Origin of the sequence: Halomonas flagellata, assembly GCF_022487945.1 — a bacterium.
In the GTDB taxonomy this organism is placed as follows: Bacteria; Pseudomonadota; Gammaproteobacteria; order Pseudomonadales; family Halomonadaceae; genus Halomonas; species Halomonas flagellata.
Genome location: NZ_JAKVPY010000014.1, coordinates 25,649 through 41,417, shown reverse-complemented (window position 1 = coordinate 41,417; position 15,769 = coordinate 25,649). Strand labels below are relative to the sequence as shown.

Sequence of the window (15,769 nt, the reverse complement as noted above, 5' to 3'; positions counted from 1 at the left end):
TGTTGTTCTCCTGTGGGTTGGGGTCAGGGCGTCACGAGTTCGTCGCGGTGGGGGATCGAGCTCTGGGCACCGGCGCGGGTGACGGCGATCGCGGCGGCCGCCTGGCCCTCGCGGATCGCCGTTTCCACCCCGGCCTCGCGGGCCAGGGCGGCGGCGAAGCCGCCGACGAAGGTGTCGCCGGCGGCGGTGGTATCCATGGCCGTGACGGCCGGAGCCGGGTAGTGGTGCAGGCTGTCGTCGCATGCCGCGACCACGCCCTGGGCACCCAGGGTGACCAGCACCCGGCGACAGCCTTGCCGGCGCAGGCGCTGTGCAGCCTGGGCCGCCTCATCGGGGTGGGTGACGGCCTGGCCGGAGAGGGCGGCGGCCTCGGTCTCGTTGACCACCAGCCAATCGACCCGCGCCAGGACGTCGTTGGGCAGTGCCATGGCGGGCGCGGCATTGAGCAGGGTGGTGCAGCCATGCCGGCGGGCCCGGTCGAGGGCGTGGCGCACGGTCTCCAGGGGCACCTCGAGCTGGCAGACCAGCAGCTTGGCCGAACGCAGCAGGGCGTCGCCGCGTTCCACATCCGCGGGGAGCAGCTCGGCATTGCTGCCGGGGATGACCACGATGCAGTTCTGGCTCGCATCGTCGACCTGGATCATGGCCACCCCGGTCGGGCGCGTGGAAGTCAGCCGCATCCCTTGGCGAAGGATGCCTTCCTGGTCGAGGCCGGCGAGCAGGGCATGGCCATGGGCGTCGTCGCCGACGCAGCCGATCATCGCCGTCGAGGCGCCCAGCCGAGCGAGCGCCACGGCCTGATTGGCGCCCTTTCCGCCGGGAGTCGTGACAAGGGCATGGCCGGTCAGCGTCTCGCCCGGCTGCGGATGGCGCGGCGCGCGCACCACCAGGTCCATGTTCAGGCTGCCGACGACGACCACGTCGGCGTGAGCGCCCGACTCGTCGTCATGGGGTTGATTCACGGTGGCAATAGTCAATGCAGTCACCCTGGGAGTGTCTGGTTGTATTTTGGGCTACCCTAGATCAAGAAAAACGTTTGCGCAATCGTTTTTCTATGAGGATTTTGGGTATGATTACCTCGTCGGCATGATGCGGGAGAGACGGGCAGGAGGGCCGTTCCCCAGGGGCGTGGCCTGGCGGTCTTCCCCGGGTGGGCGGCGATGTCATTCTCAAATCAATGGGTTATGCTTGCTTGCGGCAGGTGAGGGAGAGGCGAGGCGATGATCAGTACGCAGGGGGGCCGGGAGAAGGCTCGGAACGGGGTATCCCGATGGTGACGATTACCGATGTGGCGCAGGAGGCGGGCGTGTCCGTCTCCACCGTCTCCCATGTGGTCAACGGCACCCGCTTCGTCAAGCCGGACACCCGGGCCAAGGTGATGGCGGCGATCGAGCGGCTCGACTATACCCCCAGCACCTCGGCGCAGTCGTTGAAGAAGAACGTGACCCATACCATCGGGATGATCGTCACCAGTTCCACCAACCCCTATTTCGCGGAAGTCGTCGCCGGGGTCGAGTCCCGGCTCTATGACGCCGGTTTCAACCTGATGCTCTGCAACTCCGGGCGCGACATCGACAAGCAACGCAGCTATATCCGTACCCTGAAGGGCAAACGTATCGATGGCCTGCTGATCCTGGAGTCCGTGGTGTCCGAGGCCTATCTGGAGTTGCTGGCGTCCTGTTCTTTCCCGGTCGTGCTGATGGATATGGAAGCGCCCGGGGTGGCGAGCGTCATTGATGACTCCGAGCATGGCGGTTATCTGGCGACCTCCTACCTGATCGCCCAGGGCCACCGCGACCTCGGCTGTATCACCGGGCCCGCGGACCATTATCAGTCGCAGCAGCGCTACCGGGGGTTCCTGCGTGCCCTCGAGGAAGCCGGCCTCGAGCCCAATCCCGCCTGGGTCTATGCCGGTAATCTGGAGATCGGCGGGGGAGAGGCCGCCGTTCGCCACCTGCGGCAGGGGGACAGGCGTCCCACCGGCCTGTTCGCCTTCAATGACCTGTCGGCGCTGGGCGCGATAAGCCAGGCGAGCCGACAGGGGCTCCGGGTCCCCGAGGACCTGTCGATCATCGGTTACGATGATATCGAAATCACGCGCCTGTTCACGCCGTCGCTGACGACCGTGCGCCAACGGGTCGATACCCTCTGCCACGAGGCCTGCCGCCTCTTGACGACGGCCATGGCGACCAAGGCGCCAGCCACCGAGCACGTCCGTGTCAAGCCGGAACTGGTCATTCGAGACTCCGTTCATCCGCCCTCGGAGGCCACCACCGGTGAGCCCCGGTGACGGGAGGCGGTCTTCGGCCTCGCGGCGACTAGCGTAGATTCTCCGGGCCGAAGGCGTCGGGCAGCAGCTCGTCCATGGTGTAGTGCCGCAGCAGCCGGCCCTCGGCGTCCACCACCTGGATGCGGGTGTCGGCATCGGCGAATTCGCGGATGCGCTGGCGGCAGTCACCGCAGGGCGTACAGAGATGCTCGCCGGGGCCGATCACGTAGACGTTGCTCAGCCGACGCTCGCCGGCCGAGACCATGGCGGCGATGGCCGAGGCCTCGGCGCACAGGCCCTTGTAATGGGCGACCTCCACGTTGGCGCCGGCGTAGCGGGTGCCGCTGTCGCTCTCCACCACCGCGCCCACCGGGTGGTGCGAGTAGGGGGCGTAGGCACGGTCGCGTACCGCGATCAACTCGGCGACGATGGCCGCATCGAGGGGGGGCTGGGCCGGGGTTGGCTGAGATCGTGACTCGCTCATGTGGTGTCTCCTTCCCGCTCCCGGTCGTCGCGCAGTACGCTCTCCAGGGCGATCTCCATCATCTCGTCGAAGGTGCTCTGGCGCTCTTGGCTGCCGAGCGAATCGCCCTTGAGGATATGGTCCGACACGGTGCAGATGGTCGCGGCGCGGGCACCGAACTCGGCGGCGACGCCGTAGAGGCCGGCGGCCTCCATTTCCACGCCGACGATGCCGTAGCGCTTCATCAGCGCGAAGATCTCGCCCTGGGGGTTGTAGAACAGGTCCGCCGAGAAGAGGTTGCCCACCTTCACCGCCACGCCCAGGGCCCGGGCGGCATCCACCGCGTGGCGGCTCAGCTCGAAGTCGGCGATGGCGGCGAAGTCGTGGCCCAGGAAGCGGGTGCGGTTGACCCCGGAGTCGGTGCAGGCGCCCAGCCCGATCACCACGTCGCGCAGCGCCACGTCGTCGCGCACGGCGCCACAGGAGCCGACGCGGATCAGGCGCTCGACGCCATAGTCGGTGATCAGCTCCTTGGCATAGATGGAGGCCGAGGGGATGCCCATGCCGTGGCCCATCACCGAGATCTCGCGGCCCTTGTAGCGGCCGGTGTAGCCGTACATGTTGCGGACGTCGGTGACCAGGCGCGGTTCGTCGAGGAAGGTCTCGGCGACGTACTTCGCCCGCAGCGGGTCGCCGGGCATCAGCACGGTATCGGCGAAGTCGCCGCGCGCGGCATTGATATGGGGGGTCGCCATCAGTGGCCTCCTGAGGATGCGGTGCCGGTGAGGGGAGTCGAAGGGGCGAGAAAGCTCTCGCCGTCGGCCATGGGCGGCAGGTCGAAGAGGGCGGCCAGGCTCTGGCCGATATCGGCGAAGGTCTCGCGGCCGCCCAGTGAGCCGGCGGCGAGGCCTGCGCCCAGCGCCAGCACCGGGACATGCTCGCGGGTGTGGTCGGTGCCGGACCAGGTGGGGTCGCAGCCGTGGTCGGCGGTGAGGATCAGCAGGTCCTCGTCGCCGAGCCGGGCGAGCAGTTCCGGCAGCCGGCCGTCGAAGTGCTCGAGCGCCGCGGCGTAGCCGGCCACGTCGCGGCGATGACCGTGGACCATGTCGAAGTCGACGAAGTTGGTCATGATCAGCGAGCGGGGCCCGGCCTGGGTCAGCGCCTCGAGGGTGGCATCGAACAAGGCATCGTGGCCGCTGGCCTTGACCGTGCGCGAGATGCCGCAGTGGGCATAGATATCGGCGATCTTGCCGATGGCGACGACCTCGCCGCCGGCCTCATGCAGCTTCTGGAGCACCGTGGGGGCGGGGGGATCGACGCTGTAGTCGCGGCGATTGGCGGTGCGGGCGAAGGTGGCGGCACTCTCGCCGGTGAAGGGACGGGCGATCACCCGGCCGATGTTGTACGGCTCGAGCAGCTCCCGGGCGATCTCGCAGACCCGATAGAGCCGTTCCAGGCCGAAGCCCTCCTCGTGGGCGGCGACCTGGAACACCGAGTCCGCCGAGGTGTAGACGATGGGCTTGCCGCTGGCGACGTGCTCCTCGCCGAGCCGGGCGATGATCTCGGTGCCCGAGGCGTGGCAGTCGCCCAGTACCCCGGGTAGCCCGGCCTCGCGGACCAGCCCCTCGATCAGCTCGGCGGGAAAGCTCGCCTCCTTCTCGAGGAAGTAGCCCCAGGCGAACCGCACCGGCACCCCGGCGATCTCCCAGTGGCCGGAGGGGGTGTCCTTGCCCGACGAGACCTCCCGGGCGTAGCCGTAGGCCCCCTCGACGTCGGCGGGCACCGCGACGCCCTCGGCCCAGCCGCCGGTGCTCTCGCGGTGGGCATGCAGGAGCCCGAGCCGGGCCAGGTTGGGCAGCCGCAGCGGCCCGCTGCGGCCCCGGTCGTCGCATTCGCCGCGGGCGCAGGCGGCGGCGATATGGCCCAGGGTGTCGGCGCCGGTATCGCCGAAGTCGGCGGCGTCCGGGGTGGCGCCGATGCCGAAGGAGTCGAGCACCAGCACGATGGCGCGGGTCATGGGGCCTCCCGACGGATGACGTCATGGATCAGTTTAGGCGGTGCGGGACTCTCGTCGCCCACGGTGATGGCGGCCAGCAACTGCCGGGCGGCGCGCTCGGCGGCGTCCTCGCCTGCCGCATGGATCACCGCCAGCGGGCGCTCGGCATCCACCGGGTCACCGATGGCGGCGATCGCGGAGAGGCCGACGGACGGGTCGATGGCCTCCTCGGGCTGGCGGCGGCCGCCGCCGAGCTCGACCACCGCCAGGCCCAGGGCGCGGGTATCCAGTCGCTGTATCCGGCCGGGCCGCTCGGCGAAGACGGCACGCCTGACCGGTGCCTCGGCCAGGTAGCGGTCCGGCTGCTCGAGCAGGTCGGTGGGCCCGCCCAGGCCGGCCACCATGCGGGCGAAGCGCTCGGCGGCGGCACCGGAGGCGAGCGCCCGGTCGAGCCGGTGGCGTGCCGCGTTGGCGGAGTCGGCCAGACGGCCGGCCAGCAGCAATTCGGCGGCCAGTTCGCGGGTCACCTCGAACAGCCGCCCGTCGCGCCTCTCGCCGGTCAGCAGGGCGATCGCTTCGCGCACCTCGATGGCGTTGCCGGCGCAGGGGGCCAGCGGCTGGCTCATGTCGGTGAGCAGCGCCGTGGTCGGCGTGCCGGCTTTGCTTGCTACCTCGGCGATCGTTTCGGCGAGCTCCCGGGATTTCTCCGGCGTGGGCATAAAGGCGCCGCTGCCGACCTTGACGTCCATCACCAGGGCATCGAGGCCGCAGGCGAGTTTCTTGCCGAGAATCGACGACACGATCAGCGGCAGCGACTCCACCGTGGCGGTGACGTCACGCACGCCATAGAGGCGCCGGTCGGCGGGCGCCAGCTCGCCGGTCTGGCCGACGATGGCCACGCCCGTCTCGCGAACCAGCTCGCGGAAGCGAGCCCGGGAGGGGGCGATGTCGTAGCCGGGGATCGCCTCCAGCTTGTCCAGGGTGCCGCCGGTGTGACCCAGGCCGCGGCCGGAGACCATCGGCACGAAGCCGCCACAGGCGGCGATCCAGGGCCCCAGCACCAGCGAGACCAGGTCGCCGACCCCGCCGGTGGAGTGCTTGTCGAGCACCGGGCCGGGCAGGTCGAGGCCCGACCAGTCGAGCACCTCGCCGGAATCGCGGATCGCCTCGGTCAGGGCCACGGTCTCGGCCGCGTTCATGCCGTTGAGGAACACCGCCATGGCGAAGGCGCCGACCTGGGCGTCGCCCAGGCTGCCGTCGGCGATGTCAGCGACCAGCGCCCGGATCGCCTCCACATCGAGTGCCTGGCCGTCGCGCTTGGCGCGGATCAGCTCCTGGGGGAGTGCTTGAGAGCGCATCAGTAGCCTCCCGTCGGGGTGTTCCTGCCGCTTGTCACGCCCAGGGTCTCGAGCAGGCTGCCAAGCAGGCCCGAGGCGCCGAAGCGGAAATGCGCCGGGGTGATCCAGTCGGCCCCCATCAGGCGCTCGGCGAGGGCGAGATAGGCCTGGGCGTCTTCTGCGGTGCGCACCCCACCGGCGGCCTTGAAGCCAATGTCCCGCCCACTATCCCGGATGGCGGTGAGCAGGATCTCGGCCGCCTCCAGGGTGGCGTTGACCGGCACCTTGCCGGTGGAGGTCTTGAGGAAGTCGGCCCCACCGGCAATGGCCAGCTCGGCGGCACGGCGGATCAGGGCGGGATCCTTGAGCTCGCCGGTCTCCAGGATCACCTTGAGGGTGGCGTCGCCACAGGCCAGGTGGCAGCAGGCGACCAGCTCGCGGCCCACTACCTCGTCGCCCGCCATCAGCGCGCGATAGGGAAAGACCACGTCCACCTCGTCGGCGCCGGCGGCCACGGCCTCGCGGGTTGCCCGGGCGGCGGCCATCACGTCGTCGCCGCCGTGGGGGAAGTTGGTGACCGTGGCCACCTTGACGCTGCCCTCCAGCCCGTGGGCCTTGAGGGCGCGGCGTGCGGAGGTCACGAAGGCGGGGTAGACGCACACCGCCGCCGGGGTGCCGGCCGGCGTCTTGGCGCGCCGACATAGCGACTCGATGCGCTCGTCGGTGTCGTCGTCATTGAGGCTGGTGAGGTCCATCAGCGCCAGTGCCTGGCGCGCGGTCTGTTGAAGGTCTGTCATGTCAGCGTTCACCGTAACGGAACTTGGGGGCAGGAGCCGCATGGACGGCTCCCGACGTGGGTGTCGGTGGTCAGCCCATGGCCCCGAGGGCCAGGAAGAAGCCGGCGAGGGTGGCCGACATCAGGTTGGAGAGGGTGCCCGCCAGCACCGCCTTGAGGCCGAAGCGGGCGATGTCGTGGCGGCGGCTGGGGGCGATGCTGCCCAGGCCGCCGAGCAGGATGGCGATGGAGGACAGGTTGGCGAAGCCGCACAGGGCGAAGGAGAGGATCGCCATGGTATGCGGTGTCATCGCCTGGCCGGTGGCGGCGACCAGCTGCTCGCCGTCGAGGTAGGGGGCCAGGTTGATGTAGGCGACGAACTCGTTGACCACCAGCTTCTGGCCGATGAAGGAGCCGGCCAGGGTCGCCTCCTCCCAGGGAATGCCGAGCAGGAAGGCCAGCGGGGCGAACAGCCAGCCCAGTATCAGCTCCAGGCTCAGCGCCTCCATGCCGACCCAGCCGCCGATGCCGCCGAGCATGCCGTTGATCAGGGCGATCAGGCCGATGAAGGCGATCAGCATGGCGCCGACGTTGGCGGCGAGCATCAGGCCGGAGGAGGCGCCGGCGGCGGCGGCATCGAGGACGTTGGTGGGGTGGTCCTCCTCCTCCTCGAGACGTGCCTCGGCGGCGGAGATGCTGTCCTCGGGCGCCTGGGTCTCGGGCATGATCAGCTTGGCGAACAGCAACCCGCCGGGAGCGGCCATGAAGGAGGCGGCCACCAGGTACTCCATGGGGATGCCGAGTGCGGCGTAGCCGGCCAGCACCGAGCCGGCCACCGAGGCCAGGCCGCCGCACATCACCGCGAACAGCTGGGAGGGGGTCATGCGGGCGATGAAGGGGCGTACCACCAGGGGCGCCTCGGTCTGGCCGACGAAGATGTTGGCGGTGGCCGAGAGCGACTCGGTGCGCGAGGTGCCAAGGGCCTTCTGCAACGCGCCGCCGAGCAGCCGGATCACCCACTGCATGATGCCCAGGTAGTAGAGCACGGCGGTCAGCGAGGAGAAGAAGACGATGACCGGCAGCACCTTGATGGCGAAGACGAAGCCGGTGGCCTCCACGTCGGCCAGGCCGCCGAACAGGAAGCCGATGCCGTCGTTGGCATAGGCCACCACCTGGCTGACCGCCGCGGAGACGGTGGCGAGCACCGTCTGGCCGGCGGGCACGTAGAGCACGAAGGCGCCGATGCCGGCCTGGATGGCGAAGGCGCCGCCCACGGTGCGCAGGCGGATGGCGCGGCGGTCGGTCGAGAAGAGCAGGGCGATGGCGATCAGGGTCGCCATCCCGACCAGGCTCATGATGAGGGTCATGGGGCACCTTTTGTCGTTGGTCTCACCCGGATGGGGTGGGGCTTGGGTGTAAGGTGAAAAATATAACAAATAGTGTTATTTTTCTAACAATATTTTTTGGGCGGCTCGCCATAAGGGTCGAGGCGCGGCGAGCGCGATGGCAATTCGTCCGGCGCTCGATCAGCATGGAGACCCGCGGTGATCGCCGTGACACAGGACGAGGAGGCTCGATGAACGGCCGTAGTGCCATGCGACTGGTGCGCCTGCAGGAGGCGCTGGCCGGCGGCGGGACCATGCGACTCGCCGAGGCGGCAAAGCTCTGTGCTGTCTCGGAAATGACCATTCGCCGTGACGTGGCGGCGAGCGACGGTGCCATCACCTTCTTCGGCGGGCGCCTGGTGATGGCCGACAACCCCCGTTTCGCCCCGGTCTACGACCTCGACGAGCAGAAGGTCAGCCACTACCCGGCCAAGTGCCGGCTCTGCGAACGGGCCGCCGCCTTCATCGAGGAGGGCGACACCCTGTTCATCGATTGCGGCACCACCCTGATGCCGCTGGTCGAGTCCCTGGCGACCCACCGCGAGCTCACCGTGGTGACCTATGCGCTCAACGTGGCCAATGCGGTGAGCATGCTGCCCGGGGTGCGCCTGGTGCTGCTCGGCGGGCTCTATCATGGCTCGTCCCAGTCGTTCGGCGGCGCCGACATCCCCGCGGCGATCCACCGACTCGGCATCAATCGCGCCTTCCTCTCGGCGGCGGGCGTCCACGAGCAGAAGGGGGTGAGCTGCTTCCATTTTCACGAGGTGGCCCCCAAGCAGGCCGCCATCGCCATCGCCGGGCAGCGCCTGCTGGTGGCCGACGAGAGCAAGCTCGGCGTGATCCGTCCGGCCCGTTTCGCCGGGGTCGATGACTTCGACGTGGTGATCACCGACGGTGAGGCGGGGCGTCGGCTGCGGCAGCGCCGTCATGAGGCCGGCATGGGGCCGGAGGTCCTGCTCGCCTGACATTGCCGTCTCCACCCTGTCATGGATCAAGGCGAGAGGGCGGGGCCGTTGCTATTCTGCACAATAGGCAACGACTTCAGCCGGCCGCTGCCGGCGATTGGATGGATCGGTCGTTGACGCAGCATCCCGCTTTCCCAGGAGACACCAACATGCAAGCAGCCGATGTCATGACCACCAATGTGATCAGCGTCACCGAGGATGCCGAGGTGCGCGAGATCGCCAGCCTCCTGCTGGAGCACGGCATCAGCGCGGTGCCGGTGGTCGATGCCGACCAGAAGGTGCTGGGCATCGTCAGCGAGAGTGACCTGATGCGTCGGGTCGAGAACGAGGCCGATACCCACAAGTCCTGGTGGCTGAAGCTCCTGTCCGGTGCCAATGCCGGCGAGTACGTCAAGTCCCATGGTCGCAAGGCCCGCGAGATCATGACCCCCAGGCCGGTCACCGTCGGCGAGGACGAACCGCTGCATCGCATCGCCAGCCTGCTCGAGAAGCACCGCATCAAGCGGGTACCGGTGTTGCGTGACGGCAAGCTCGTGGGAATCGTCAGCCGTTCCAACCTGCTGCGGGGGTTCTCGGTCACGGCGCCGGACACCAGCCTGGATGTCACCACCGACGACCGGGAGATCCGCAACGCCATTCTCAAGGAGGTCGACGAGAATACCGGCGTGCTGGTCGATCGCCTCAACGTCATCGTCGCCGAGGGCAAGGTGCAGCTGTGGGGCCTGGTGGAGAACCAGGAGGAGAAACTGGCCGTCCAGGTGGCCGCCGAGAATACCGCGGGCGTCAAGGCGGTGGAGAACAACCTGGGCTTCGTGCCGCGGGGCATGTCGAGTTTCTGAAGCGCCTCCGGCAACGCCAGGGGGGTGGCCGAATGGCCACCCCCGCGGCGTTGCCGGGCCCCGTGGTCAGTCCCGGCGGGCTTCTGCCTGTCGCAGGGCTTTCTCGAGGTTTTCCAGGCTGCGCTCGAGCCGGTGCAGCTTGTCGAGACCGAACAGGCCGATGCGGAAGGTCCGGAAGTCGTCGCCCTCGTCGCACATCAGCGGCACGCCGGTCGCGACCTGTACACCGGCCTCGGCGAAGCGGTCGACGATGTGGGGGTCGTCGGTGTAGCTGACCACTACGCCGGGGGCCTCGAAGCCCGGGGCGGCGACGCTCTTCAGGCCGTGTTCGGCGAGCATGGTCCGCACGCGCTGGCCCAGCACCAACTGCTCCTCGCGTAGCTTCTCCAGGCCATAGGCCTCGATCTCGGCCATCACATCGCGCAGCTTGACGAGGCCGTCGGTGGGGAGGGTGGCGTGGTAGGCGTGGCCGCCCTCCTCGTAGGTCTCCATGATCGACAGCCACTTCTTCAGGTCGCAGGCGAAGCTGGTGCTGGTGGTCGAGTCGATGCTCTCGCGGGCCAGCTGTGACAGCATCACCAGGCCGCAGCAGGGCGAGGCGCTCCAGCCCTTCTGGGGCGCACTGACCAGCACGTCGACGCCGAGATCCGCCATGTCGACCCAGAGGGTGCCGGAGGCGATGCAGTCGAGCACGAGGAGGCCGCCCTGCTCGTGGATGGCATCGGCGATTCGGCGCAGGTAGTCGTCGGGCAGCAGGATGCCGGACGAGGTCTCGACATGGGGGGCGAACACCACGTCGGGCTGCTCCAGGTGGATCGACTCGAGCACGTCCTCGATGGGCGGCGGGGCGAAGGGCGAGGTGGGGTCGTTCTCGTCGAGCCGCCGAGCCTTGAGGACATCGGCATCCGAGGGGATACGGCCCATCTCGAGGATCTGGCTCCAGCGATAGCTGAACCAGCCGTTGCGAATCACCAGGCAGCCCCGGTCGGTGGCGAACTGGCGGGCCACGGCCTCCATGCCGAAGGTGCCACTGCCCGGGACGATCACCGCGCTGTGGGCGTGGTAGACCCGCTTGAGGGTGGCGGAGATATCGCGCATGACGCCCTGGAAGCGAGCCGACATGTGATTCAGGGAGCGGTCAGTGTAGACCACCGAGTACTCCAGCAGCCCATCGGGGTCGACATCGGGTAGCAAGCCGGCCATTTCGTTCTCCGTATTGATTCCAGGCCTTCGTGACCGAAGGTGCATTCATGCCCTGAGCATATTCCGATTCGCTAACGGGGGCCAGCAGCGGTGCTCACCCTTTCCGGGTTGCTCTCGTTCTGGGCCGCCTGGATGGCGGTCAGCGCGATGGTGTAGACGATGTCGTCGACCAGGGCGCCGCGGGAGAGGTCGTTCACCGGCTTGGCGAGGCCCTGCAGCATGGGGCCGACGCTGATCACCCGGGCGCTGCGCTGCACCGCCTTGTAGGTGGTGTTGCCGGTGTTGAGGTCGGGGAAGACGAACACCGTGGTGCGGCCGGCCACCGGCGAGTCCGGCGCCTTCTGGCGGCCGACGCTCTCGATGGCGGCGGCGTCGTACTGCAATGGGCCGTCGATCAGCAGCTCCGGCGCCTGCTCCCGAGCCAGGCGGGTGGCCTGGCGCACCTTCTCCACGTCGACACCGCTGCCGGACTCGCCGGTCGAGTAGCTGATCATCGCCACCCGCGGCTCGATGCCGAAGGCCTGGGCGGAGCGCGCACTCTGCAGGGCGATCTCGGCCAGGGCCTCGGCGTCCGGGTCGGGGTTCACCGCGCAGTCGCCGTAGACCACCACCTGCTCGGGCAGCAGCATGAAGAAGATCGACGACACCCGGTGATAGCCGGGGGCGGTCCGGATCAGCTGGAAGGCGGGCCGCAGGGTGTTGGCGGTGGTGTGCACCGCTCCGGAGACCAGGCCATCGACCTCGTCGAGCAGCAGCATCATGGTGCCGAGCACCACGTTGTCGTGGAGCTGGGCCTCGGCGGTCAACTCGTTCACCTTGCCGGTGCGTCGTTCCACCATGGGCGCCACGTAACGGTCGCGGATGCTGTCCGGGTCGATGATCTCGAGCCCCTCCGGCAGCACGATGCCGCGATGGCGGGCCACTTCCTGGATCTCCTCGCGCCTGCCCAGCAGCACGCAGCGGGCGATGCCGCGACGCTGGCAGATGGCGGCCGCCTCCAGCGTGCGTGGCTCGTCGCCTTCGGGCAGCACGATACGCCGGTTGGCCCGCTGGGCCTGCTTGACCAGTTGGTGGCGGAAGGCCGAGGGCGAGAGCCGGTGGGTATAGCCGTGGCTGAGGTGATCCTTGAGCCACTGCAGGTCGAGGTGGGCGGCGACGAAGGCGGCGACCCGTTCGGCCCGCTCTGGGTCGTCCACCGGGATGTCGTTGCCCATCTGGCCGAGGTTCTTCGCCGTGGTGAAGCTGTCGGTATCCACCGTCAGCACCGGCAGGCCGGTCTTCAGCGCCGGGCGACACATCTCGATCATGTTCTCGCCGGGCAGGTAGCCGTTGGTCAGCAGCACGCCGGCCATGGGCACCCCGTTCATGGTGGCCAGCGCCGTGGCGAGCACGATGTCGTCGCGATCACCGGAGGTGACGATCAGGCTGCCGGGGCGGAAGACATGCAGGGCGTTGGCTGCACTACGCGCGCACAGGCTGGTCGAGAGCACCCGGCGGGTCGCCGCTTCGCCCTCGCTGAGGAAGCGGGCGTTCAGGGCACGCGCCACGTCGAGCACCCGCGGGGCACTGAGGGAAGGGGTATAGGGCACCGCGCCGATCAGGTGGAAGCACTCGGTGGCCAGCGCCGGGGAATGGCGACGCAGCTCGGCGAGCTGGGCCTCGTCGAGCATCGGGGGGGCGGTGCCCGGGGCCAGGGCGGCCTCGTGCTCGCCGGCACTCGGCAGGTTGTGCAGGCGCATCAGGATGCACCCCAGGGTGCGGTTGGAGCTCACCCCGCCGAAGGCGCGGGCATGCATGTCGAGCTGCTCGGCCAGGGCTCGGGAGTCGGCCATGTCGCCGGTGCCCACCAGGATGATCCGGGCGTTGAGGGCATGGGCCAGCTGGGCATTGAGTTGGGTGGCGTAGGTGCCGTGGCGGGTGGGCACGAGACCTTCCACCACCAGCAGGTCCGGCGGGCTGTCGCGATGGGCCGCGATCGCCTGGTCCTGCAGCTCCACCACCTGCTCCATCAGCACGTCCAGACGGTCGTCGCGCAGCAGTTGCTCCATCTCGCCCTGGGGAATCGGCGCCGGCGGGGACAGCCCCAGGGTGCTGGCGACCAGCGCCGTGGAGCGGTCCGGCCCCGGACCATTGAGCTCGTCCTGGCGCAGCGGCTTGAGGAAGCCGGCCTTGAGGCCGATGGCGTCCAGCGCCCGGATCAGCCCCAGGCAGGCGGAAGTGAGGCCGGCGCCCTCGCTGGTGGGCACCAGCAGCAGGGTCTGTGGTGCGTCGGGGATATCGGGGGATGTCATCGGGCGGGCCCTTTCAGCAGCTGGCGCGTCTCCTCGGCGATGCGGCCCTCCTCGTCGGTGGGAATCACCCACAGCCGCGGGGCGGCGGGGTGGCGGCCGTCGATGCGCCCCTCGCGGCCGCGCACCGTCGCGGCATTGGCGGCACGGTCGAGGCCGAGGCCGAAGTGGGGCAGATGGCCGACCACCTTTTCCCGTACCAGCGGCGAGTTCTCGCCGATGCCGCCGGTGAAGACGATGCCGTCGAGGCGGGGCAGGGCGCAGGAGAGCGCCGCCAGTGACTTGGCGACGCGATAGCAGAATACCTCGATGGCCAGATGGGCGCCGGCATGGCCCTCCTCGGCGGCAGCCTCCAGTTCGCGCATGTCGTTGGTCAACCCGGAGAGCCCCAGCAGGCCGCTGCCGCGGTTGAGCACCTCGTCGATGCGCGCAAGGGGCCAGCCGAGCCGGCGGGCCAGGTGCGAATGCAGGCCCGGGTCCACGTCGCCGCTGCGGGTGCCCATCACCAGGCCCTCCAGCGGGGTCAGGCCCATGCTGGTATCGAGGCTGCGTCCCTCCCGGACGGCGGCGGTGGAGCAGCCGTTACCCAGGTGCGCCGTCAGCCAGCCGCCGCCCTCGAGGCTGCTCAGGGCATCGGCGCGGGCACTGACGTAGGCGTGGCTGGTGCCGTGGAAGCCGTAACGGCGGATGCCGTGGTCACGGTAGAGCACCTCCGGCAGGGCGTAGCGGTAGGCCCGCGGCGGCAGGGTCTGGTGGAAGGCGGTGTCGAACACCGCGACCTGGGGCAGCTCGGGGAACAGCTGGCGGGTGGCCACCACCCCCTGGAGGTTGTACGGATTGTGCAGCGGTGCCAGGTCGGCGGTCGCCTCGATGGCCGCCACCACCTCGTCGTCGATGCGCGTGGCCCGGGTGAAGCGTTCGCCGCCGTGCACGATGCGGTGCCCCACGGCGCCGGGCAGGCGTCCCTCGAGGCCGTCGAGGATCGCTTCCAGGGCCCGGACATGATCGTCGCCGGCCAGGGCTCGCTCGAACGGTTCGCCGCGGCTGTCGTGCCCCTTCAGGCGGGCATCGCTGCTGCCCAGGCGTTCGACCAGCCCGGCCTGGCGCGGCAGGTCTGGCGTATCGGGTACCAGGGCATACTTGATCGAGGAAGAGCCACAGTTGATGACCAGCACCGGGTCGTTCATCGGCAGTCCTTGGAAAGGCAGGTCAGGCAAGACAGTAAAACATCAGTCTAGCAGCCTGTCGGATTTGACCGGTCGTCGCGAGAAAGCCCGGGTTTCGCAGTAGATCAGCGTCAAGTCCGACAGGCTGTAGCATGCTGCGTTGCATCAGGGGGTGAGGGCGGTCCATCTCTCCAGTCGGTGCGGTGGTCGGGCAGGCGCCTCAGGGGCGGCAGTAGTAGAGCTTCGCCGGGAGAATGTTGAGGGGCTCGAAATCGCACTCTACGTCGGAGAAGACGCGGTGCAGGTCGGGTAATACCTTGGCGGAGAACTGGTAGATCAGCATGGAGCCCTGGGGCGAGAGCGCGTCGAGGCTGTTCATGAGGATGGCCTCGCGGCTCGTGGCCGGCATGGTGCTGAAGGGGATGCCGGCCACCACGTAGTCGGCGGCGGGCAGCCCCAGCCGGGTCAGCTCGGCCTGGATCGTCTCGGCGGAGCCCCGGACCACTCGGAGCCGGGGATCTGGCAGCGACTGCTGGAGGAAGTCGACGAACTCCTGATTGGTCTCCAGCGCCAGCAGGGTCAACTCCGGTGGCATGTGGCGCAGGAGTTCCCGGGTGATGGTCCCGACTCCGGGCCCGTATTCGACGACCACCCGGGTGTTCTGCCAGTCGATCCGCTCGACCAATCGCCGCACCAGAAAGGGGGAACTGGGGATGATCGAGCCCAGCATACGGGGGTGCTTGAAGAAGTTGCGTGCGAAGAGCGATAGCTGGGCGCGTCTCCCGTTTCCTGCCAAGGCCGTGGGTCGGTCTTGCGCCGTCATGGGCATGCCTCCTGCTGCTTAGAGAACAATGTATGCTTCCACTCTAGGCCGACAGAGGCGAGTGGGATAGAGCGCGTTCCGTCAGGCCCTGCCGCATGGGGGCGACGCTGACCCCCCGGGCGCTGCGCTGCACCGCCTTGTAGGTGGTGTTGCCGGTGTTGAGGTCGGGGAAGACGAACACCGTGGTGCGGCCGCCACCGGCGAATCCGGGGCCTTCTGACGATGCATGGCCGGTGTCGTGGAAGCCGTAACGGCGGACG

General features: G+C 69.0%; 14 protein-coding genes and 1 pseudogene. 3 read left to right on the top strand and 12 right to left on the bottom strand.

The window, feature by feature from the left end; all coding sequences use genetic code 11:
* Positions 1–23: 23 nt before the first annotated feature.
* Positions 24–977 carry a ribokinase gene (gene rbsK, locus MKP05_RS12640; RefSeq protein ID WP_240568595.1) on the bottom strand — a complete coding sequence of 318 codons (954 nt, stop codon included), beginning with the start codon at positions 975–977 and terminating at the stop codon, positions 24–26.
* Between the two features lie 200 nt (positions 978–1,177).
* Between rbsK and MKP05_RS12635 the strand changes: the two genes are divergently transcribed.
* Positions 1,178–2,290 (top strand): LacI family DNA-binding transcriptional regulator, encoded by a 1,113-nt coding sequence (locus MKP05_RS12635; protein ID WP_338072356.1) that lies wholly within the window; start codon positions 1,178–1,180, stop codon positions 2,288–2,290.
* Between the two features lie 28 nt (positions 2,291–2,318).
* Here MKP05_RS12635 and cdd read toward each other — a convergent pair whose 3' ends face one another.
* The 6 genes from cdd to MKP05_RS12605 all read right to left on the bottom strand — a co-directional run bounded on the left by cdd (position 2,319) and on the right by MKP05_RS12605 (position 8,207).
* Entirely contained in the window at positions 2,319–2,753 is a 435-nt protein-coding gene (gene cdd / locus MKP05_RS12630; protein ID WP_240568593.1) for a cytidine deaminase, read from the bottom strand.
* Positions 2,750–3,487, bottom strand: a complete 738-nt coding sequence (gene deoD, locus MKP05_RS12625; RefSeq protein WP_240568592.1) for a purine-nucleoside phosphorylase — start codon at positions 3,485–3,487, stop codon at positions 2,750–2,752. Before deoD ends, cdd begins: the two co-directional genes overlap by 4 nt.
* A complete protein-coding gene (locus MKP05_RS12620) occupies positions 3,487–4,749 on the bottom strand; it encodes a phosphopentomutase (protein WP_240568591.1) in 1,263 nt (420 codons plus the stop codon). Before MKP05_RS12620 ends, deoD begins: the two co-directional genes overlap by 1 nt.
* On the bottom strand, positions 4,746–6,086 hold the full coding sequence (deoA, locus tag MKP05_RS12615) for a thymidine phosphorylase (RefSeq protein ID WP_240568590.1): 1,341 nt from the start codon (positions 6,084–6,086) through the stop codon (positions 4,746–4,748). The genes MKP05_RS12620 and deoA overlap by 4 nt, the downstream gene beginning before the upstream one ends.
* Positions 6,086–6,862, bottom strand: a complete 777-nt coding sequence (gene deoC, locus MKP05_RS12610) for a deoxyribose-phosphate aldolase (RefSeq protein WP_240568589.1) — start codon at positions 6,860–6,862, stop codon at positions 6,086–6,088. The genes deoA and deoC overlap by 1 nt, the downstream gene beginning before the upstream one ends.
* Positions 6,863–6,932: 70 nt before the next feature.
* The gene (locus MKP05_RS12605; protein WP_240568588.1) at positions 6,933–8,207 is read right to left on the bottom strand and encodes a NupC/NupG family nucleoside CNT transporter; all 1,275 of its coding nucleotides are present in this window, start codon (positions 8,205–8,207) and stop codon (positions 6,933–6,935) included.
* A 209-nt stretch (positions 8,208–8,416) separates the two neighbouring features.
* Here MKP05_RS12605 and MKP05_RS12600 point away from each other — a divergent pair, with 209 nt between their 5' ends.
* Both MKP05_RS12600 and MKP05_RS12595 read left to right on the top strand, forming a co-directional pair.
* A complete protein-coding gene (locus tag MKP05_RS12600) occupies positions 8,417–9,190 on the top strand; it encodes a DeoR/GlpR family DNA-binding transcription regulator (protein ID WP_240568587.1) in 774 nt (257 codons plus the stop codon).
* A gap of 149 nt (positions 9,191–9,339) precedes the next feature.
* Positions 9,340–10,029, top strand: a complete 690-nt coding sequence (locus tag MKP05_RS12595) for a CBS domain-containing protein (RefSeq protein ID WP_240568586.1) — start codon at positions 9,340–9,342, stop codon at positions 10,027–10,029.
* A gap of 66 nt (positions 10,030–10,095) precedes the next feature.
* On the opposite strand, the gene MKP05_RS12590 is transcribed toward MKP05_RS12595, so the two are convergent.
* The 5 genes and pseudogenes from MKP05_RS12590 to MKP05_RS12570 all read right to left on the bottom strand — a co-directional run.
* Positions 10,096–11,232 (bottom strand): aminotransferase class V-fold PLP-dependent enzyme, encoded by a 1,137-nt coding sequence (locus MKP05_RS12590; RefSeq protein ID WP_240568585.1) that lies wholly within the window; start codon positions 11,230–11,232, stop codon positions 10,096–10,098.
* A 71-nt stretch (positions 11,233–11,303) separates the two neighbouring features.
* Positions 11,304–13,523 carry a phosphate acetyltransferase gene (gene pta / locus MKP05_RS12585; protein ID WP_240568584.1) on the bottom strand — a complete coding sequence of 740 codons (2,220 nt, stop codon included), beginning with the start codon at positions 13,521–13,523 and terminating at the stop codon, positions 11,304–11,306.
* Positions 13,520–14,707, bottom strand: coding sequence for an acetate/propionate family kinase (locus MKP05_RS12580; protein WP_240568583.1), 1,188 nt, complete (start codon positions 14,705–14,707; stop codon positions 13,520–13,522). The genes pta and MKP05_RS12580 overlap by 4 nt, the downstream gene beginning before the upstream one ends.
* Before the next feature lie 199 nt (positions 14,708–14,906).
* Positions 14,907–15,509, bottom strand: coding sequence for a class I SAM-dependent methyltransferase (locus tag MKP05_RS12575; protein ID WP_110285546.1), 603 nt, complete (start codon positions 15,507–15,509; stop codon positions 14,907–14,909).
* Between the two features lie 76 nt (positions 15,510–15,585).
* Positions 15,586–15,731: pseudogene (locus tag MKP05_RS12570) on the bottom strand (phosphate acyltransferase); the annotation flags it as partial.
* Between the last annotated feature and the right edge of the window lie 38 nt (positions 15,732–15,769).